This is a genomic window from Bradyrhizobium sp. USDA 4452 (assembly GCF_054063575.1).
Genome location: NZ_JBSSGK010000001.1, coordinates 5545953 through 5564821 on the forward strand (window position 1 = coordinate 5545953; position 18869 = coordinate 5564821).

23 protein-coding genes, 1 tRNA gene and 2 pseudogenes are annotated in these 18869 nt (G+C 64.6%); 12 read left to right on the top strand and 14 right to left on the bottom strand.

What is annotated here, in order from left to right:
- Positions 1-516: 516 nt before the first annotated feature.
- Entirely contained in the window at positions 517-1023 is a 507-nt protein-coding gene (locus ACVISU_RS26445) for a hypothetical protein (protein WP_456708819.1), read from the bottom strand.
- 268 nt (positions 1024-1291) lie between these two features.
- On the opposite strand from ACVISU_RS26445, the pseudogene ACVISU_RS26450 reads away from it, so the two are divergent.
- Positions 1292-1750, top strand: a pseudogene (locus tag ACVISU_RS26450) (ATP-dependent DNA ligase); the annotation flags it as partial.
- On the opposite strand, the gene ACVISU_RS26455 reads toward ACVISU_RS26450, so the two are convergent.
- From ACVISU_RS26455 to ACVISU_RS26465, 3 genes are all read right to left on the bottom strand, one after another.
- Positions 1699-1962 carry a helix-turn-helix transcriptional regulator gene (locus ACVISU_RS26455; protein WP_456708820.1) on the bottom strand — a complete coding sequence of 88 codons (264 nt, stop codon included), beginning with the start codon at positions 1960-1962 and terminating at the stop codon, positions 1699-1701. The pseudogene ACVISU_RS26450 and the gene ACVISU_RS26455 sit on opposite strands and share 52 nt — an antisense overlap.
- Positions 1963-2045: 83 nt before the next feature.
- On the bottom strand, positions 2046-3254 hold the full coding sequence (locus ACVISU_RS26460) for a tyrosine-type recombinase/integrase (RefSeq protein ID WP_456708821.1): 1209 nt from the start codon (positions 3252-3254) through the stop codon (positions 2046-2048).
- A gap of 160 nt (positions 3255-3414) precedes the next feature.
- Positions 3415-3499 (bottom strand) — tRNA-Leu (locus tag ACVISU_RS26465).
- A gap of 158 nt (positions 3500-3657) precedes the next feature.
- On the opposite strand from ACVISU_RS26465, the gene ACVISU_RS26470 reads away from it, so the two are divergent.
- Positions 3658-4230 carry a disulfide bond formation protein B gene (locus tag ACVISU_RS26470; RefSeq protein WP_456708822.1) on the top strand — a complete coding sequence of 191 codons (573 nt, stop codon included), beginning with the start codon at positions 3658-3660 and terminating at the stop codon, positions 4228-4230.
- Positions 4231-4469: 239 nt separating this feature from the next.
- On the opposite strand, the gene ACVISU_RS26475 is transcribed toward ACVISU_RS26470, so the two are convergent.
- A complete protein-coding gene (locus ACVISU_RS26475) occupies positions 4470-5555 on the bottom strand; it encodes an AbrB family transcriptional regulator (RefSeq protein WP_456708823.1) in 1086 nt (361 codons plus the stop codon).
- A gap of 135 nt (positions 5556-5690) precedes the next feature.
- Complete coding sequence (locus ACVISU_RS26480) at positions 5691-5963, bottom strand: PsiF family protein (protein ID WP_050405500.1); 273 nt, start codon at positions 5961-5963, stop codon at positions 5691-5693.
- A 206-nt stretch (positions 5964-6169) separates the two neighbouring features.
- On the opposite strand from ACVISU_RS26480, the gene ACVISU_RS26485 reads away from it, so the two are divergent.
- Positions 6170-6661, top strand: a complete 492-nt coding sequence (locus ACVISU_RS26485) for a hypothetical protein (RefSeq protein WP_050405499.1) — start codon at positions 6170-6172, stop codon at positions 6659-6661.
- Positions 6662-6949: 288 nt separating this feature from the next.
- On the opposite strand, the gene ACVISU_RS26490 is transcribed toward ACVISU_RS26485, so the two are convergent.
- Complete coding sequence (locus ACVISU_RS26490) at positions 6950-7507, bottom strand: TetR/AcrR family transcriptional regulator (RefSeq protein ID WP_050405498.1); 558 nt, start codon at positions 7505-7507, stop codon at positions 6950-6952.
- 93 nt (positions 7508-7600) lie between these two features.
- Here ACVISU_RS26490 and ACVISU_RS26495 point away from each other — a divergent pair, with 93 nt between their 5' ends.
- The 6 genes from ACVISU_RS26495 to ACVISU_RS26520 all read left to right on the top strand — a co-directional run bounded on the left by ACVISU_RS26495 (position 7601) and on the right by ACVISU_RS26520 (position 11469).
- On the top strand, positions 7601-8035 hold the full coding sequence (locus ACVISU_RS26495) for an acyl-CoA thioesterase (protein WP_050405497.1): 435 nt from the start codon (positions 7601-7603) through the stop codon (positions 8033-8035).
- A gap of 5 nt (positions 8036-8040) precedes the next feature.
- On the top strand, positions 8041-8520 hold the full coding sequence (locus ACVISU_RS26500; protein WP_456708824.1) for a PaaI family thioesterase: 480 nt from the start codon (positions 8041-8043) through the stop codon (positions 8518-8520).
- A 255-nt stretch (positions 8521-8775) separates the two neighbouring features.
- Entirely contained in the window at positions 8776-9162 is a 387-nt protein-coding gene (locus ACVISU_RS26505; RefSeq protein ID WP_456708825.1) for a CidA/LrgA family protein, read from the top strand.
- Positions 9159-9881 carry an LrgB family protein gene (locus ACVISU_RS26510; protein WP_050405495.1) on the top strand — a complete coding sequence of 241 codons (723 nt, stop codon included), beginning with the start codon at positions 9159-9161 and terminating at the stop codon, positions 9879-9881. The genes ACVISU_RS26505 and ACVISU_RS26510 overlap by 4 nt, the downstream gene beginning before the upstream one ends.
- 94 nt (positions 9882-9975) lie before the next feature.
- Entirely contained in the window at positions 9976-10755 is a 780-nt protein-coding gene (locus ACVISU_RS26515; protein WP_456710899.1) for a sulfite exporter TauE/SafE family protein, read from the top strand.
- A 36-nt stretch (positions 10756-10791) separates the two neighbouring features.
- A complete protein-coding gene (locus ACVISU_RS26520) occupies positions 10792-11469 on the top strand; it encodes a DsbA family protein (protein WP_456708826.1) in 678 nt (225 codons plus the stop codon).
- A gap of 40 nt (positions 11470-11509) precedes the next feature.
- On the opposite strand, the gene ACVISU_RS26525 is transcribed toward ACVISU_RS26520, so the two are convergent.
- A complete protein-coding gene (locus ACVISU_RS26525; RefSeq protein ID WP_456708827.1) occupies positions 11510-12112 on the bottom strand; it encodes a CGNR zinc finger domain-containing protein in 603 nt (200 codons plus the stop codon).
- A gap of 74 nt (positions 12113-12186) precedes the next feature.
- On the opposite strand from ACVISU_RS26525, the gene ACVISU_RS26530 reads away from it, so the two are divergent.
- A complete protein-coding gene (locus tag ACVISU_RS26530) occupies positions 12187-12864 on the top strand; it encodes an AzlC family ABC transporter permease (RefSeq protein WP_063695283.1) in 678 nt (225 codons plus the stop codon).
- The gene (locus ACVISU_RS26535; RefSeq protein ID WP_456708828.1) at positions 12857-13159 is read left to right on the top strand and encodes an AzlD domain-containing protein; all 303 of its coding nucleotides are present in this window, start codon (positions 12857-12859) and stop codon (positions 13157-13159) included. The genes ACVISU_RS26530 and ACVISU_RS26535 overlap by 8 nt, the downstream gene beginning before the upstream one ends.
- Before the next feature lie 9 nt (positions 13160-13168).
- Here ACVISU_RS26535 and ACVISU_RS26540 read toward each other — a convergent pair whose 3' ends face one another.
- The 4 genes from ACVISU_RS26540 to ACVISU_RS26555 all read right to left on the bottom strand — a co-directional run bounded on the left by ACVISU_RS26540 (position 13169) and on the right by ACVISU_RS26555 (position 17331).
- On the bottom strand, positions 13169-13375 hold the full coding sequence (locus ACVISU_RS26540) for a hypothetical protein (RefSeq protein ID WP_176533628.1): 207 nt from the start codon (positions 13373-13375) through the stop codon (positions 13169-13171).
- A 218-nt stretch (positions 13376-13593) separates the two neighbouring features.
- Positions 13594-14676 carry a carboxylesterase family protein gene (locus tag ACVISU_RS26545; RefSeq protein ID WP_050405721.1) on the bottom strand — a complete coding sequence of 361 codons (1083 nt, stop codon included), beginning with the start codon at positions 14674-14676 and terminating at the stop codon, positions 13594-13596.
- A gap of 24 nt (positions 14677-14700) precedes the next feature.
- On the bottom strand, positions 14701-15672 hold the full coding sequence (locus ACVISU_RS26550) for a S1C family serine protease (protein ID WP_456708829.1): 972 nt from the start codon (positions 15670-15672) through the stop codon (positions 14701-14703).
- 144 nt (positions 15673-15816) lie between these two features.
- Positions 15817-17331 (bottom strand): AMP-binding protein, encoded by a 1515-nt coding sequence (locus ACVISU_RS26555; protein WP_050405723.1) that lies wholly within the window; start codon positions 17329-17331, stop codon positions 15817-15819.
- Between the two features lie 325 nt (positions 17332-17656).
- Between ACVISU_RS26555 and ACVISU_RS26560 the strand changes: the two genes are divergently transcribed.
- Positions 17657-17977: a PilZ domain-containing protein gene (locus ACVISU_RS26560; RefSeq protein ID WP_050405724.1), complete on the top strand. Its 321-nt coding sequence runs from the start codon at positions 17657-17659 to the stop codon at positions 17975-17977.
- A 92-nt stretch (positions 17978-18069) separates the two neighbouring features.
- Here the strand turns inward: ACVISU_RS26560 and ACVISU_RS26565 are convergent, their stop codons facing one another.
- Together ACVISU_RS26565 and ACVISU_RS26570 are read right to left on the bottom strand one after the other, a co-directional pair.
- Entirely contained in the window at positions 18070-18348 is a 279-nt protein-coding gene (locus ACVISU_RS26565; protein ID WP_456708830.1) for a hypothetical protein, read from the bottom strand.
- Positions 18349-18526: 178 nt separating this feature from the next.
- A pseudogene (locus ACVISU_RS26570) lies at positions 18527-18823 on the bottom strand (LysR substrate-binding domain-containing protein); the annotation flags it as partial.
- Positions 18824-18869 lie beyond the last annotated feature (46 nt).

The following is an 18869-nucleotide window of genomic DNA, read 5'->3' on the forward strand; positions in this document are numbered from 1 at the left end:
TCTGCTTTGGGATCGGCGCACGCGTCGTCATTCTTGCGGCCGTCGGCTCAATTGCCTCGTTCGGAATCGCGAAAGTCGCCGTGAACGTTTGTTCTCCCGATACCAACAAAAATACCAGCAAATCGGCGGCTGGCATCGGACGAGATCAAATACCGATGTACGCGGAAATACCTATTTTAAAAGCTTTCCGAGCACTGCGCGAACGACTGCGACAGCCTGCTTGGTGCCCCTGGCCGGAATCGAACCGATAAGAAAAGTGGCTATTTACCGGGGCTTTTCAAGCTCTGGTCTGATTTCTACTCAGAGGTCTACTCGGACCCGGGGTGGACAGATTGTCCTGACTCGACTACATATCCCGGCAGCGCCGGGGCTTTCGCCCCGGTCGCCGACGGGCCGTCTATCTCCTGACGGCTTGCCACATGGGATACTCCTAAGCTCTCCCTCGTGAGGGTCTTGGGGTTGCACAGTGCCCACGGGTCCAGTTGTGAGAGACGGGAAACCCGGTGAGCGGTGATCCTACGGTTCGGCGGCCTCCTCGGTCGCCGTTTCCGTTTCTACCTCTTCGCTGTTGCCGTTCGTGGTCGAGGCCTTCGCGGGCTTCGCGTTCGGATACCATGACAAGAGCCCGAAGCGGCCGTTCGGCAGCTTGTGGAAGGTCACGGTGTTCTTCGACAGCGAGTTGCGAAGCGAGGCGTGCGCCACGTCGTCGGACTTCGTGTTGAAGGTGTAGCCGCCGGCCGTCAGCGCCTCGAAGATTTCCTTCACGGTCGCTGCACCGAGGTTCTGCTGCTTCCGCATCTCCAAGATCGTCCGTACCGCCGTGGCGAGCGCCTGGCCGTAGAACTGATCGGAGCGAATGCGCGTCGGGAGCGCCGTTTCCGGCGCGTCGAGCACGTACATATCTTCCCTGCCGGCGACACCACATAAGGTGTTCACGGTTTTCTTCTTGTCCCGTATCGTGCCTTCCATCGCGGTGATCTCCGCGACGATCTCGGCAATTGCGTCATCAAGTGTCTTGGTCATGGCGAATCTGCGCCTCCAAATCGTTCTGGCCGATATAGGGGCGGCGCGAGTTCCACGCAACTACTTTGATGCGACGCGCGGTGTTACTCCGTACACGTCTTGCACGTGCATTAGTAAGATCCTGATATTTAACGGATTTCATTGCAGAGATGTCAGGATCACGTTTCCGTGAAATATGAGAGTGATTCACGGGCCGGTACTTTATCCCCCATTTCCACAGGCTCGTTGGCGACTCGGATTCGCTGCCGGCCGTCCTATATTCCCCGTCATGCGTTGGAGTTCTACTAGCAAAGTCACCCCTGCGGCGGGGTGGATAGAGCCGTGCCTGCCGACGGTGGCGAAGCGCGCGCCGACCGGCGATGACTGGATCTTCGAGATAAAGCACGACGGCTACCGCTTGATGGTGCGGAAGCATGAAGAGCGCGTGCGCGTATTCACTCGACGCGGTGCAGACTGGACAAAGCGCTTCCCGCGGGTGGTCGCTGCGGTGCGCCGGCTGAGCGTCGGATCGCTCATGATCGACGGGGAGGCCATCGTCTACAACAAAGACGGGATGCCTAATTTCGAACTGCTGCACTCGCGGGAGTACGACAAGGAAGTGTCGCTCGTCGCGTTCGACCTGCTCGAACTCGATGGTGCGGAGGTGCGCCGGAAGGCGCTGATCGACCGCAAGGCTCAGCTCCGCAAGCTGCTCTCAAAGGTAAAGGACGGCATCGAGTACAACGACCATATCGAAGGTGACGGCGCGGTGATGCGTGCCAACATCCAGGCCTCAACCTCTGCTTCGTCGAACATAAGCCGGAAGCCCCAGACCAGAGGCCGTGGAAACTTTCCGGCTTCAATGTTGCGGTCGATAGTCGATCTGCTGAGACTCGTTTTTTGACATACCTGCTTCTTCGACAAGAACTTCATTGCAACGTCTCCAAATTGGAGCGTCATTGCAATGACCCTCGGGTTAGCGTCCTCGGGACAGCCTGAGCTTAAATGGGCCTAGTGGGGAATCAAGCGGCTCCTCATGCTGCTCATGCTGCCTCACGCCGTTTACCTTTACTTTTCAGACTATCCAGTAGGTCAGCCCACTGCTGCATCAATTTTGTGCGCTGCGGTAGAAATGTCGAACGGAGGTATGCCCGTCTGACTTCGTTCTCTTCCTGATGGGCGAGAGCTGCTTCGATCACGTCCTCATGGGCGATCCGACGCTCGTTGCAAATGGTGGAAGCGGTCGAGCGGAAGCCGTGCGCGGTCGCCGTATTCTTGTCGTAGCCCATATTCCGCAAAACAGAATTGAAGGCGTTTTCGCTGAGCGGTTTTTTGTGCGAGCGCAGCGAGGGGAATACAAGCTCGTTCTCCTCGTTGAGCGGCCAGACTTCTTTGAGAATGGTGAGGGCTTGCCGACTGAGCGGCACGTCATGCGGCCGGCGCATCTTCATTCGCTCGGCCGGGATGCGCCAGAGCTTCTTTTCCCAGATGACCTCTTCCCGCTTCATGTGGCGCACGTCGCCCGGCCGGGCCATCGTGAGCACGAGGAAACGAAAGGCCGCGTTCACAATGGGCCATCCCTCGTACTCGTCCAGGGCTCGCAGAAAGGCGCCTACATCCCGTTCGTCGGTGATTGCCGCGCGGTTCTTACTCTTCACCTTCATAAGCGCGCCGCGGAGGGCGTACGTCGGATCATTTTCGGCCCGGAGGGTGGCGACGGCATAGCGGCATACGGAGCCGATAACTGAGCGGAGGCGGTGCGCCGTGTCCCTCCGGCCGCTCTTCTCAACGGCTTTGAGGATGGTGAGGATTTCGGCCGGCTTGATCTCCGCGATCGGTCGCTTAGTCAGTGCGCGTGCGAGGTCAGTGAGCAGCCATCGGTTCTTGGAAAGCGTTTGCGGGGCCGCGCCGTTCTTTTCGAGGTTGAGCAGATATTCTTCGGCGATTGCCCCGAACGTGTTTTCGCCCGCCGTCTGCGCCGCGATCTTTTCGAGCTTCTTTGCCACGGACGGATTGATGCCGGCCGCGATCTTCACCTTCACATCGTCGCGGCGTTTCCGTGCTTCGATGAGTGACACTTCGGGAAATGACCCGAGTGACATCATGTTGGCCTTACCTGCGAACTGGAAGCGGATGCGCCACAGCTTCGAGCCGGACGTGTAGACAAGCAGGTGTAACCCGTCGCCGTCGGTCAGCATGTACGGCTTATCTTTCGGCTTCGCGTTAGTGATCGAGAACTGAGAGAGTGCCATTGAGGAGAAGGCCTCCGTGCCCGGTTTGTACTCAAAAAGTTACTCAATTCCGGGTCGGAAGCCTAGATTCGCCATGTGCAGCATGGGCGGGTCAGAATCAAAGAAAGGCCCGTAAAACGGGCACTTCTGAACACTCATGAGCATCTATGGTGAAGGGTGATGGTGCCCCTGGCCGGAATCGAACCAGCACTCCTTGCGGAACTCGATTTTGAGTCGAGCGCGTCTACCAGTTCCGCCACAGGGGCATTCGCGATGATCCAGGCCGAGACGGGCCCGGGTCGCGAAGTGCGGCGGACTATAGCGGGCGGCCCGTCACGGTCAACCCGCGCGGATGTGATTGTCCCGCGCCTCGACAGCGGTATTTTCACGCGATACGACCCGATCTGAGCATGGAGCAGGGGCCATGACCCTGCCGGACGGTGCTCGCAGGAGGACTGCCGTGACGCTCGCCACCGCCCATCCGTCGGATGCTTCCGCCGCCGGCAATCCGGCGCTGACCTCGGCCCTGGCGATTGCCGTGATCGCAGCAGTGACGCTGGCCGGCGCCTGGTTCTTCCAGCTCGTGCTGGAGATCATGCCCTGTCCGCTCTGCCTCGAGCAGCGCTATGCCTATTACCTCGCGGTCCCGCTCGGCGCCGTGGTCGCGCTCGCCGCCGCCCGTGGCGCGGCGCGCCCGCTGCTGCTCGCGGGCCTTGCGATCCTCGGCCTCGCCGCGCTCGCCAACGCCGGGCTCGGTGCCTATCATGCCGGGGTTGAATGGGGATTTTGGCAGGGGCCGACCGACTGCACCGGCCCGATGGTGGATTTCGGCAAGGCCGGCTCGCTGCTGGATCAGCTCGACAAGGTCAAGGTGGTCCGCTGCGACGAAGTGCAGTGGCGCTTCCTCGGCATCTCGCTCGCCGGTTACAACGTCCTGATCTCACTCCTGATGGCCGCGATCGCCGGCTGGGGCGCGGCGAAGGCGGCGAAGGCCTGATTCTCAACTGCGCTCCCGTTGATCCGTCATGCTGAGGAGCGCGAAGCGCGTCTCGAAGCAAGCACGGGCACCAGCCGGGCCGCTCATCCTTCGAGGGCCGCTGAAGCGGCCACCTCACGATGACGGGACTAGAGCAGGATCCGGAAAAGTGTGATGCGGTTTTCCGAAAAGATCATGCTCAGTCAAAGAGCTAAAGCGCGATGACGATTCAACTCAATCTCATCGCGCTTTAAGAGCCACTAATCGTCGACGTCGTCCTGCGGCCGTCCGAACAGATGGATGATGCCCGGCGTCGAGATGGTGACGAACAGGAAGCGCGACAGATGATGCGCGCCGACGAAGATCGGGTCGATGTGCAAGGTCAGCGCCAGCGCCAGCATCGCGTCCATCGCGCCGGGCGCGAAGGCGACCACGACGTCGGCAAGCCGCACATGGGTGGTGAAGGCGATCACCGCGACGAATACGGCCGAGATTGCGATGGCAATGGCAAACGAGCCGAGCCCGGCATTGACGTGGCTCAGCAGGGTCGAGGTCTTCATCCGCGCGAAGCGGGTGCCGATCAGCGCTCCGATGCCGACCAGCGCGACGTTGCGCAGCCAGGGCGGCAGGCCGCCATCGACCAGCCCTGAGCCATGCAGCAGGCTGGAGGCGAGCATCGCGCCGAACATCCAGCTGGCGGGGAATTTGATCCAGCGCAGCAGCAGCGAGACGCCGATCGACCCGGCGACCAGGGCTGTGAGGCCGAGCGGCGAGGCGACCGTCGTCGGCAATGGCGGCGGCGCCGCGTGCGTCACGCCGGTCAGCGCCAGCACCAGCGGCAGGGCCGCGGTCAGGATGATGACGCGCATGGTCTGCACCACGGCGATCGCCGCGACGTCGGCGCCCTTCTCCGCGGCGAGGATGGTGATCTGCGAGAGCGCGCCGGGGCTGCCGGCGAGGAAGGCCGAGGTCTGGTCCCAGCCATGGATGCGCTGCAGATAGAGGCTCGAGCCGAAGGTCGAACAGAACGTCGCCAGCGCCAGCAGGGCGATGGTGAGCGGATAGGAGCTCATATGCTGCAGCAATTGCTGCGACATCAGCGAACCCAGGGAGATGCCGAGCAGCAGCAGCACCGATTGCGTCAGCACCGGCGGCACCGCGAGCGGCCGTCCGGCCAAAGCAGCGATCGCAACCGCGCACATCGCACCCGAGATCAGCCCGCCCGGCAATCCCGCCCATAAAAACAGCAAACCGCCGCCGGCGCCGATGACGAGTGTCTCGAGCCCATTCAGAACTTTGCTGCGGTCGGGAATGGCTGTCGCCATCGAAGCGCGGATCAGGGTCACGCCGCCTTATGGCAAATTCGCAACCACGGGACAATTGCGTCTGGCGATTGCAGCATTGCGCCCCGGCTCGCCTCAGGCCACAGATTTTCACCCTCCCCGGCGGGGAGGGTGAAGGACGTCAAATGCGTCTACGCGTTACTTCGCGGCCGGCGCTGCGGCCGCGCCGCCCGCCTTCTTGCACTCGGAGCGGAATTTCTTGCGCTCCTTGCCGTGCAGGCCCTTGGCGTCGGCTTGCTTCGAGCACTCGAGCGACTCGGCGGTGCGCGGCTTGGCTTCCTTCGCCATCTTGCCGTCGGCCTTCGGAGCGGCCTCCTTGGCGGCGGGCGCGGCGGTTTGCGCGAAGGCTCCGCCCATCAGCAGCAGGGAGGCAAGGGCGGTCGCGGTCGCGAGTTTGGACATTGTCTTCATGGGGCACCTCGTGAGGAAAGGAGGCGAAACGTTGCGCGGCGATGCTGAACCGTGGATGAACATGCCGCAGTCCTGCCGCCACAATATTTTAGCGTCCGGGCACGCTCGCACGTTGTCGCAAGTCGGGGTTGCGCTAGGATAATGGTCTTACGCCAATGCCCCCCAAGGGAAACCGACGGGAAACCAGGGATGACGGGAGACCAGGGATGACCATTCAGACCAGATTGTTGTGCGTGATCGCGGTGTCGGGCTTTGCAGCCTTTGCGGCGAGCGCGCCCGCGCAGGCGCTGACCGCGCAGGAATGCAGCGCCAAGTACCAGGCGGCCAAGTCGGCCGGCACCCTCGGCGGCCAGAAGTGGAATGACTTCCGCAAGGCCCAGTGCGGTGCCGACGCGACCCCGGCTGCGGCGCCCGCCGCGCCGCCGCCCGCTGCCGCCGCGCCTGCTCCGGCCGCGCCGAAGGAAGCCAAGCGGGAAGCCGCCCCCGCCGCGGCACCCGCCGCACCGGCAGGGCCCGCCGTGTTTCCGAACGCGGTCGATCCCAAATACGCCAAGGAAACCGAAGGCAAGCAGCGCATGCACAGCTGCCTCGACCAGTACAATGCCAACAAGACCACGGGCGGCAACGGCGGCATGAAGTGGATCCAGAAGGGCGGCGGCTATTACAGCGAGTGCAACAAGAAGCTCAAGGGCGCCTGAGCCGTTACCCGTACGAATGTTCGACGAAGCGGCCGGCGCGAGCCGGCCGCTCTTCTATAGCGGCTAAAGCGAGATGAGTTTTGGTTGAATCGGCTTGCCGCGGTCTCGTTTCACCTCTCCCCGTTGGGGAGAGGTCGGATTGCGAAGCAATCCGGGTGAGGGCTCTTGCTCTCGATAGACCGTAACCCCTCACCCGATTTGCTGCGCAAATCGACCTCTCCCAAGGGAGAGGTGAACCTCCGATGCCGATCCAGCTTAACCTAATCTCATCGCGCTTTAGCTCTGAAGCTATTGGCTTTCCGCGAGCAGCGTGTCCGCCGATTGCGCCAGCAATTGCGCGCGCTTGCGCGGGCCGCGTTCGAGAAACAACAGGCTCTGGCCGAAGATGAAGCAGTAGAACAGGAAGGCCTGCGCATCGGCCTCCTCCGCCGGGAGCCCGGTGGCGCGATAGAGCTGGCCGACATTCTTCAGCCGAGCGGCATCGACGCTCGCGGCGGCGGCCGCCGCGGCCTCGTCGGTGCGGGCCCATTGCCGGATCGCGAGCTCGACCGCCATCGCCTCGGTGTTCATGCGCTCCGAATAGAGCGTGATGATCGCCTTCAGCCGCTCGCGTGCGCTGGCGCCGTCGAGCGCGGTGTGCTTCTCGATCGATGCGATTCGCCCGTCGCGCCAGCGCGTCAGCATGGCCTCGAGCAGCGCGGCGCGATCCCGAAAACGGCGGTAGAAGCCGCCCTTGGTGACGCCGAGATTCTTCGCCAGCACCTCGACCCGCACGCCATCGACGCCGCTATGCGCGAGCTCGGCAAAGCCGGCCGCGACCCAGACATCGCCCTTGCTTTCAGTCATGTGATCTCCGCGTACCCGCTCTGATACGGTACCGTATTGCTAGCCTTCTTCGTCCTTGATACGCTACCGTATCAAAAATGGAGGAGCGGCACGATGGAGGGCGAGGCGACCTATCGCGGCACGGTCTATCCCTGGCATTGCGACCACATCGGCCACATGAATGTCATGTGGTATGTCGGCAAGTTCGACGAGGCGAGCTGGAACATGTTCGCGCGGCTCGGCCTGACGCCGAGCTACCTGCGCGAGTCCGGTCGCGGCATGGCCGCCGTGCAGCAGAACATCTCCTACCAGCGCGAGCTGCTCGCCGGCGACCTCGTCGAGGTCAAGAGCCGGCTGGTCGAATTCCGCGACAAGTCGGTCCGCATCCTGCACGAAATGCGCAACGCGGAGACCGGCGACCTCGCCGCGACCTGCGAGATCGCGGCCGTGCACATCGATCGCACCGCGCGCAAATCGGCGCCGTTCGCGCCGGCGATCCGCTACGCCGCGATGCCCCATCTCGTGCCGTCCGAGCCCGCGACTGCGTGACCGCTATGCCCCGCTTTGAGCCGAAGAATCCCGACTTCCGCGCGGTTGCCGCCGCCACATTCGCGCGCCAGCGCGCGATGCAGACGCTTGGCATCTCGATCGCGCGCTTGGAGCCGGGCGAGGTCGATCTCGCGATGTCCTATGCGCCGGAGTTCTGCCAGCAGAACGGATTCGTCCATGCCGGAATCATCACCGCGGGGCTCGACAACGCCTGCGGGATTGCCGCCTTCACGCTGATGCCCGAAGGCTCCGACATCCTCACGGTGGAGTTCAAGATCAATCTGCTGGCGCCGGCCCGCGGCGAGCGGTTCGTGTTCCGCGGCGTCGTGGTCAAGCCCGGCCGCACGCTGACGGTCTGCGATGGTCGCGCCTATGCCGTGCAAGACGGCCTCGAGACGCTGGTCGCGACCATGAGCGGCACGCTGATGGCGCCGCAGCGGCGGGCGCCGCCGGCGACGAGCGGAACTCTATCTCCGTCACCCTGAGGAGCGAGCGAAGCGAGCCTCGAAGGGTCGACGGCCCACGCTTTCGCCAGCGGAGAAGCAACACGCGGAAACATCCGGCCCTGCATGCTTCGAGACGCGCGCAAGAGCGCGCTTCTCAGGATGCCGGTTTGTTTGAGAGTGCGCGAGAAACGTGAGAGGAATGCCCAGCATTTGCGCACACGCTTGAGTCTCGCGCATTGACAAGCCTCTCTTGCGTCGAACTGATACGCGCATGCTTCGCGTGAGCGCCTTGTCATGATCGCCAGCCTCAGTCTGATCCTGCTCTGCCAACTGGTTGGCGAGGTTGCCGTGCGGGCGCTGGCCGTGCCGGTACCAGGCCCGGTGGTCGGACTGGTGCTATTGCTGTTGCTGCTTCTGGCGCGCGACCGGTTTCCGGCGCTCGCGCGCGGGCCGCTCGGCAATGACGGCGTCGAGAGCGCAAGCCGCGGCATGCTCGCCAATCTCTCGCTGCTGTTCATTCCGGCCGGGGTCGGCGTGGTGCAAAAGCTCGATCTGCTCGCCGAGCATGGCGTTGCGATCCTGGTGATCCTCGCGGTCTCGGTCATCGTCACGTTGCTGGCGACGGTCGCGACCTTCGTCGCGGCGAGCAGTATGTTTGCGCGCGAGGAGGAGAATCCGTGAGCGACAATCCATTCTCGCTCTGGGTCTATCTCTCGCAGTCGCCGCTGCTCTGGCTGACGGTGACGCTGCTGACTTATGCGGCGACCGATGCGGTGTCGCTGAAGACGCGGCGCCATCCGCTCGCCAATCCCGTGCTGCACTCGCTGTGGATCATCGGCGTGTTCCTGCTGCTGACCCGCACCTCCTACACCACCTATTTTGCCGGTGCGCAGTTCGTGCACTTCCTGCTCGGGCCGGCGACGGTCGCGCTCGCGGTGCCGCTCTACGAGAACCGCCGGCGGGTCGCGGCTGCGGTCCTGCCGATGCTGGTCGCGCTCGCGATCGGCTCGCTCACTGCGATCGTCTCTGTGGTGCTGTTGGCGCGGGCGTTCGGCCTGCCGCGTGACATCATCCTGTCGCTGGCGCCCAAATCAGTCACGGCCGGCGTTGCCATGGGCATCAGCGAATCCCTGCATGCCGATCCCTCGCTGACGGCGGTCGCCGTGATCCTCACCGGCATCATGGGGGCGATCATCGTCACGCCCTTAATGAACTTCACCGGCATCACCGACTTCCGTGGTCGCGGCTTTGCCGCCGGCATCGCCGCCCACGGCATCGGCACCGCGCGCGCCTTCCAGGTCGACGAGGTCGCCGGCGTGTTTGCCGGCATCGCGATGAGCCTGAACGCGCTGGTCACCTCGCTGCTGGTGCCGCTGGCCGTGACTTATCTGTTGCGCTGAGCACAGTTGCAGGGCAGTTTTGTGCTATTGGTATGGCGTTGAACAGCAAATCCTTCTAGGATTGCAGCTGCAAACGCGAGTCTATTTCCCCTTGATCTTCTCCGCAACTCAGAGCGTGCTTGGGCTGGCATCCGGCATGCTGGTCGGTTTTTCGCTGGGTCTGGTCGGCGGCGGCGGGTCGATCCTTGCCGTGCCGCTGATGGTCTATGTGGTCGGGGTGCCCCAGCCGCATGTCGCGATTGGCACCTCGGCGATCGCGGTCGCCGCCAACGCCGCGATCAACCTCTCCAACCACGCCCGCGGCGGCACCGTGATCTGGTCCTGCGCGCTGGTGTTCGCGCTGTCGGGCATGTTCGGCGCTTTCGGCGGCTCGATCCTCGGCAAGATGCTGGACGGGCAGAAGCTGCTTGCCCTGTTCTCGATCGTGATGCTTGTCATCGCCGCGTTGATGCTGAAGACCCGCGCGCGGGTCGGGCTGACCGACGTCAAGATTTCGATGTCCAACACGCCCGCGATCATCGGTCTCGGGCTTGTGACCGGAACCATGTCGGGCTTTTTCGGCATCGGCGGCGGCTTTCTGATCGTGCCGGCCCTGATGCTGGCGACCGGGATGCCGATCATGAACGCGGTCAGTTCCTCGCTGGTGGCCGTCACGGCCTTCGGCGTGACCACGGCCCTGAGCTATGCTTGGTCCGGGCTGGTGTCGTGGGACCTGGCGGGGCTATTCGTCGCCGGCGGCATTGCGGGCGGCCTGCTGGGCACGAGGAGTGCCCGGCATCTGTCGGAATGGCGCGGCGCGCTAAATATCGTGTTTGCGACTGTGATTATCGTGGTGGCGATCTATATGCTGCTGCGTAACATCGATGTGTCCTGAACGTAGAAGGGCGAGAAGCCCTTCCGGAAGCGAGCTATGAACCACTTGGCGAAATTCCCCCTCGACACTGCCGGCGCCACCCGCCGCGGCGCGCTCGGCCTCATCGGAACCACCATTGCGCTGCTGGCCGCCGGAGGCGCGCGCGCCGAGGACGACAATGTCCTGACCGAGGCCCAGGTGCTGCGCGATCCGGACATTCCTGACATCGGCAATCCCAAGGGCGACATCACGATCGTCGAATGGTTCGACTATAATTGCCCGTATTGCCGCAAGCTCGCGCCGGAGCTGCGCCAGGTGGTGCAGGACGACGGCAAGGTCCGTCTGGTGCTGAAGGATTGGCCGATCCTCGGTCCGGTGTCGAAGGTCGCGGCGCGGATGGCGCTGGCGGCGAAGTACCAGGGCAAGTTCGAAGCAGCGCATGAGGCGATGATCTCGGTAAATTCGCGCATCACCGAGCCGCGCATCGCCGAATTGCTCTCGGGCGCCAGCCTCGACATGGACCGCCTGAAGAAGGATCTCGACGCCAATGCCAAGGCGATCGACGCGGTCTTGGCGCGCAACAACGAGCAGGCGACGGCGTTCGGCTTCAACGGCACGCCGTCATTCATCGTCGGCAAGTATCGCGTGCCGGGCGTGCTCAGCATCGATCAGTTCGAGCAGGTGATCGCCGATGCGCGCAAGGCCAATATGGGCCGCAAGACCGAGCAGAACTAGCTCGCGACGTCGCTTCACTCGCGACCAACACGGAGCGCGTTTACGTCGAGCCTTTCCGCTTGGCATAGGCGCGCCGCGCGCGCTCGCGATTGCCGCAGACTTCGCTCGAGCACCATCGGCGCGTCCGGTTCGGGCTCTCGTCGACGAAGAACCAGCCGCAGCCGCCGGCCTCGCAGCGTCCGATGCGGCTCGCATCATCGGACGAAAGCAGGGCCGTCAGCGACCATAGCACCGGCCACAATGGCTCGATCGCGTCGATCCCCGCAAACGCATGGCGATAGCCGCGATCCTGCCGCACCAGGTCGGGCTGCCGCGGCGCCGCCGACAGCATCCGATTGACGAGACGGAGGTCCACGCTGCGGCCACCGCGAAGCGCGTCGGAAATCGCCCAGATATCGCGACGCAGATCATGCGCCTTCTGCATCGCGGCCGCGGCAACGCTGCTCGCCGAATGCGCTTTCAGCTTCCTGATCGCGGCGAGCGGCAACGTCCCGCGGCGTTCGCTCCAGGACAACAGCGCAGCGTAATCCGGGATCAGCTCCTGCGGATCTTTCGACGTCCGCCAGTCGAGCGTGTTCGCGAAGTCGAGGCAGACCCGTCCACCGAAGAACTGTGTCGCTGCCCGCGCGGGATCCCTTGACATCACGGCCTCTCACCAAGTCTAATCTAATGGTCATGACCATTACAAGTACCCAGCCGCCGCGACCTGTCCCAACGATGACAACAGCCGGATTCAGGCGGGGCCTGGTCGCGGCCTTGCCGTTCCTGGTCAGCAATGGCGCCGCCGGCCTCGTGATGGGACTGACCTACAAGGGGCTTGGGCTCGCGGCGCCGCAAGCTGTCCTGTTCAGCCTGCTCGTCTACTCCGCCACCGCACAGGCGATCACGCTGAGCATGTGGGCTCATCCGCTGCCGATCTTCACCATGGTCGTTGCCTGCATCGGCACCAATTCACGATATCTACTGATGGGCGCCCATCTGCGCCAGCTGTTTGGCGGACTGGCCCCCCGGAAGATCCTGCTCAGCCTGTTTCTGCTCGCCGATGCGTCGTGGCTGATGACGAGTTCGGATGCCGACCGCAACGGGCCCGACGCCGGCTATCTGCTCGGATCGAGCATTCCCATGGCGATCGGCTGGGTCGGCGGCACCGCACTTGCCTATGCCGTCCCGGTCGCGACCAACGGATCACTGAAGCTCGCCGCCGCACTGCTACCGACGATGTTCATCGCGACCCTGCTTCCGAGCCAGTGGAAGAACGCGCGATCGCCGTGGCCGTGGCTGACTTCGGCCGTCGCGGCGCTTCTCGTCGCCCGGTTCGTGGATCCCGGCTGGTCCATGCTGATCGGAGGCGGATGCGGCACGCTCGTCAGCATGCTGGAGCGGAAAGATGGATGATCTGCAGGTGCTCGGCGTCATCTGCATCCTCGGCATCACCTGCTATGCGATGCGCGCCGGTGGCTACGTCCTCGCGGCGTCGATGCGCCACGACGGCATCGCCGCGCGGTTTCTTCGGCTCGCGCCCGGCAATCTGTTCATCGCTTTCATCGTCGGCGGTTGCCTGTCCGGCGGACTGGCAGGCCTGGTCGGGACGATGGTCGCGCTGGTGACAATGGCCATCACGGCGAGGGAATGGGCTGCGTTGGGTGCCGGCTTCGGTGCGGCCTTGGCGGCGTCCACGATCGGGTTGTGACGTCAGCAGTTACTTCGATGCAATCTTGTCCCACTGCTCGCGGGTGCGCGTCTTCAGTAGGTTCCAATCATGGGCTGCGACATCCCAATTGACGATGGTGCGGGTATCCTGCGCCACTTCGCCATTGGCGACGCTCGACGTCCGCATCGAATCATAGACATAGACGCCGCAAACCAGCAGCAGCGCGCCCAAAATCATGCCGAAAAACGTCCGCATCGCTTCATTCCTCCGGTGTCGGCGGGATAACGTCGTGGAGGCAGCTGTGGTTCCGGCTTTCGATCGACTGCGCGCGAACGCCCGCATCACATCATTGATGAACACGCGCACGCGCGGCGACGGTTGGCGGTTGCGCGGGTAGAGCGGGGATACCGGCACCGATGCTAGCCGACATTGCTGCAGCACCGGGATCGGCGTGCCCATGGGGAGAGAGTCCCTCAAGCGCCGTCGGCTTGCCCGTCGTTCAGCCACTGCATAATCTCCGCATTGATCTCGCGCGGATAGGTGTGGCTGAGGTCGTCGATCTCGCGATAGACCACCTTGGCGCCCGCGGCCGACAGCAAGCCTTGGGTCTGCCGCGCGGTCTGCACCGGGAACATCCAGTCGAGCCGGCCATGGGTGATGAAGATCGGCAAGCCGCGCAGCCGCTCCGCATCGGCCATCTCGGCCATCAGCGGATGGAAAGTTGCGGCAACCGGCGCCAGATGCGTGAAGCGCGAGGCGTCGTCGAGCCCGCTCACATAGCTGAACGTGCCGCCGTCGCTCATGCCGGTCAGCAGCATGCGCGTCTGGTCGATGCGCCAGCGCGCGCGTACCTGGTCGAGGATGCGGTTGAGGTTCGGCGTGTCGCTGTCGTCGCCCATCAGCGCCCAGGTCTGGCCGGTTGCGGTCGGCGCCACCAGGATGGCGCCGCGGCTGCGCGCGTCGCGCAACCAGCTCCACAGGAAGCCGCGGCCGTTACCGCTGCCGCCATGCAGGGCCATCACCAGCGGCCAGGCACGATCCGGCGTGTAGTATTCCGGCACGTAGATCGAGAAGCCGCCGCGGCTACCCGGCTCGTTGCGCTCATGGAAGATGCCGGTGTCGGCGTTGGGTGTCGCCGCGAGCTTGGCCTGCAGCGCGGCATCCTCGCGCAAATCGGGCGCGATGAAGAAGCCGCTGACCGGCGGCAGCTCCGTCAGCGGATAGAGCGCCTCCTGCGCGCGCGGCAGATAGCGCAGCGCGCGGAATACGCTGACCAGATCGCCCTCGCCATTTTGCACGGCGCGCAGGCCCGCATAGCCGGCCAGCGCCGGCTCGATTGCGGCCTCCAGTGCGGTCCTGATGTGCGCGAATTTCTCCGGCCAGTCGGCAAGCCGTGGCCGCACCGCCTGCAAGGCCTCCTCGGGCTCGCCCGCGATTTGCATCACCCGATCGAAGTCCGGCGGATTGAGGTTGCGCGCGACAAAGGACAGCGATTCCAGCGTCTGCAACAGCGGCGGCAGCACGGCCACGATGTCGTCAACCACGGCCTCGCCCATCGCCGCTGCCCCTTCTCTATTCGCTTAATGAAGCCGCGGCGCCTTCAGCAGCTTCATGCGGTCGATCGAGGTCAGCGTCACGTCGAAGGTGACGCCCTCGTGATAGATGGTCAGCGGCACGTCGACCCCAGCCGCGCCGAGCGACCAGAGTTTTCGGTAGAAGCCGGTCTGGCTCGTCACCTTGTCGCCGTCGACCGCGAGGATCACGTCGCCGGTCTTGAGTTCGGCGCGCGCCGCCGGTCCCTTGCTGGCGACGCCGACCACCACGAGGCGGTTGTCGATCTCGGTCGTGTACATGCCGAGCCACGGCCGCGCCGGCCTGTCGACCCGGCCGAACTTGCGCAGGTCGCTCAGCACCGGGTTCAGTAGGTCGATCGGCACGATCATGTTGACGTGCTCGGAACGGCTCGAGCGCTCGCGTTCGAGCTGCAGCGAGCCGATGCCGATGAGCTCGCCGGCATTGTTGATCAGTCCGGCGCCGCCCCAGTTCGGATGCGCCGGATAGGTGAAGATCGCGTCGTCGAGCAGATACTCCCAGTAACCTGCGAACTCCTGCTTCGCGGCGATCTGGCTTGCGACCGAGCGGGTGCGGCCGCCGGCGCCGCCGAGCACGACATTGTCGCCGACCTGCGCTGCCGCCGACGAGCCGAGCGGCAGCGGATCGATGTCGAGCCGTCCGAGCGCCTGCACCAGGCCGAAGCCGGATTCAAAATCGAAGCCGAGCGCGTGGCCCTCGACCGCGCGGCCGTCGCCGAGATGCAGCCACACCGTGGCCGCTTCGGTGATCAGATAGCCGATTGTCAGCACCAGCCCGTGATCGATCAGGACGCCGTTGCCGGCGCGCTCGGTGCCGAGCGTCTCGGCGCTGAACGCGTCAGGCGGAATGATCGAATGCAGCCCGACCACGCTCATCAGCGCGCGATCGAGGTCATAGCGGTAATCTTCGGGGCGGGGCTGAAAGGCCGCTGGCACTTTCCATTCGGTGGTGGAGGGCATCAAGGATCTCCTGGCGTGCAGGGCGCTGGAACCTCAAGGTAATCCGAGGTTCTGCCGGCAGGGAAGATGGAATGATATACCTTGCGCGGCGGCCTGCACAGCTCATCTGGCGTGCAGACCTGCCCCTCGCAAGACAGAATGAACTTATTCGCTTCTTGCCGCGCGCGCCGGCATGATGCGGAAGGCGCGGTTGTCCTTGATCCATGCTGCGCGCTCATCGCGCAGCATGGTGCGGCGGACTTTTCCGGAATCATCGCGCGGCGCGGTGCCGACGCGCTCGAAACTTTCCGGATGCTTGTAGCGGCTGAGCCGGTCTTTCAGGAAGTCGCCCATGCCGTCGGCGATCGCTTGCGCATCCGCGGTCTCGGCGAGTTCGAGGATCGCATGCACGCGCTGGCCGAATTCCGGATCGGGCAGGCCTACCACGACACAGGAGCGCACCTCGGGATGCTCGCTGACGGCGGCCTCGACCTCGGCCGGATAGATGTTGGCGCCGCCGCGCAGCACCATGTCGGCGAGCCGGTCGCCGAGATAGAGATAGCCTTCCTCGTCGAGCCGGCCGATATCGCCGAGCGATTCCCAGCCGTCGGGGCGTCGCTTCGGTGTCGCGCCGAGATAGTGATAGGTCGAGCCCGCCCCGTCATTGGGCAGGAAATAGATTTCGCCGGTCTCGCCTGGCGCGACGTCGTTGCCGTCCTCGCCGATGATGCGCAGCTTCGCGGTCTCGCCGATCCTGCCGACGGAGCCCTTGTGCGCCATCCATTCGACGCCCGAAATCACGCAGGCGCCCTGCCGCTCGGTGCCGCCATAGAGCTCCCAGACCCGCTCCGGCCCGAGCCATTCGATCCACTTCTCCTTCAGCCAGGGCGGCATGGGAGCCGCCATGTGAAACACGATTTGCAGGCTGGAGACGTCGTAGCGCTTGCGCACCTCCTCGGGCAGCGCCCAGATCCGGTGCATCATGGTCGGCACGAAGTTGACCCATTGCACGCGCTCGCGCTCGATCAGCCGCAGCGTCTCCTCGGCGTCGAACTTCACCATGCCGGTCAGCCGTCCGCCGCCGAACAGCGCCGCGTGCGACAGGATGAACGGCGCGTTGTGATAGAGCGGGCCCGGGTTCAGCAGCGAAGCCTCAAACGGAATCCCGAGCATCAGCGGCGCCGTGGTTTCGATCACGGCGGGGTTGTGATCGAGGATCACCTTCGGCCGCCCGGTCGAGCCGCCGCTGGTCATCGCCTTCCAGTAGCGCGCAACGGGTGCGTCGAGCGGTTCTTCGGAAAATCCCTCCGGCACGAAATTCACCGGCAGCGAGTTCGGCGCATTCCAGTCTGCCTCACCGCCGACCACCAGCGACGGTTTCAGGATCTCGAGCACGGCCGCAGCCTCGCCGCGCGGCAGCCGCCACGAGAGCGAGGTCGGCGTCGCGCCGCATTTCCACACCGCGAACGTGGTCTCGAAGAACGCGTTGCTGTTGGGCAGCCCGATCGCGACGAAGTCGCCGGGCTTGACGCCCTTGGCGGCGAAGGCGCGCGCCCGCGCATTGGCGCGCTGCTCGAGCTCACGCCAGGTCAGCGTATCCGCGCCGTGACTGACGGCGATCGCGTCTGCGGGCTTGCGTTCGGCATACCAGCGCGGCACGTCGGCGAGAGGGATCAGCATGGGGCGTTTCCGAAAGACAGAGGCGGCTTGAAGCGCTCTTGTTGCAGGGACGCGGCCAGGGCCACGACGGCTACTTCACCAATTATGCGGTCCCCGTGTCAAGCCGACGGCTGCCGGGGCGGCCGGTATCCCGCTGATGGAATTGCAGAATCCTCGTTTGCTAAAAGCCGCGTCAAGATTCCGGTAAAGTTCAAGCGATCGCGCTAAGCCGGACTTTACGGCGGCAACGGCATTGTGGCCCGTGCGGTTGTGTGCCGGGCGCGTCGATCGACCTGCGCGGCCTCCAATGTCTTTTCAATGACCAATGTCTTCAAGGACGACGACGATGGCGAGCAATGGAGCACGGATCAAGATCAGTCGCGAACCGCGGCGCCAGCTCAACAATCGTGCGGCGTGGATCACCGTCGATGACGGCGCGACAGAGAACGCCTGCGCTGTGGTCGACATCTCGCCCGGTGGCGCCAAGATCACCACCGAGGTCGAGTTCGATGTGAAGGACCGCCTTGCGCTGACGCTGCTCGCCGACCATGCCAAGCGCTACCCTTGCGAGGTGGTCTGGCGCCGCGGCAAGACCTACGGGCTCAAATTCGTGACCGCCGAGGCTGAACCGGATCAACCGGCCGCGGAGCCGGTCGGCGCGATCTGACGCGGGGCATCAACGGGATCAACGGTGGCTCGGCCACGCCAACGCCGATTGCATGGGCCCGGCGTCGACGGCTGCTGCAAGCGTGCCGCGCCTCAGCGTCCCTGCGCGTTGTTGACGTTGTTGGCGTTGCCGGCATTGCCGGTCGTACCGCCGGGAGCGGCCGGCGCCGCGCTGAAATTGCCGCCGGAGGACGGTGCATAGCGTTGGCCGGTCTGGGCCGGAAGTGCGGTACCGCCAATGCCGTTGGACGACGCGGCGCGGTCGCCGGGCCTCGGCGGCGGCGCGGAGCCTCCCGTGCTCTGCGCGAGAAGCTGGGCCGGCGCGAGCGTCAGGCCGGCGGCGAGAATGATGGCGAACTTGCTCTTCAACATGTGCTGGTCCGGATAGTGCGGTGGGGCGGCAGCGGAGGCGACAGCCCGCCAAGCCCGCACGATTATACATCCAATAACGTAGGCGGTGTTGGTTGCGTTCCCAGAGGCTTGCCGCCCGATCGGAGCGCAAATATCCGTGTACTGAATCCCGGCGGCGATCGCCGCCGCGTCGGCTCTCCTATCCCCGATAACGTAGCGCGTTGACCAGCAGCGCGAAGGCCGGCGAGGATTGCCGGCGGCTCGGGTAATAGAGGTGATAGCCGGGAAACGGCGCGCACCAGTCGTCGAGCACCTGGACCAACTGGCCCTTGGCCAGTTGCGCCTGCACCTGATCCTCGGCGACATAGGCGAGCCCAAGCCCGGCCAGCGCCGCCTTGATCCGCAGCGCGGCGCTGTTGAACACCAATTGTCCGTCGACGCGGACCTTGATTGGGCGCCCGCGCTTCTCGAATTCCCAGGCATAGATGCCGCCATGGGGGCTGCCGCCGCGGCGCGCAACCGGGAGGTAGGGAGAGGCTCTC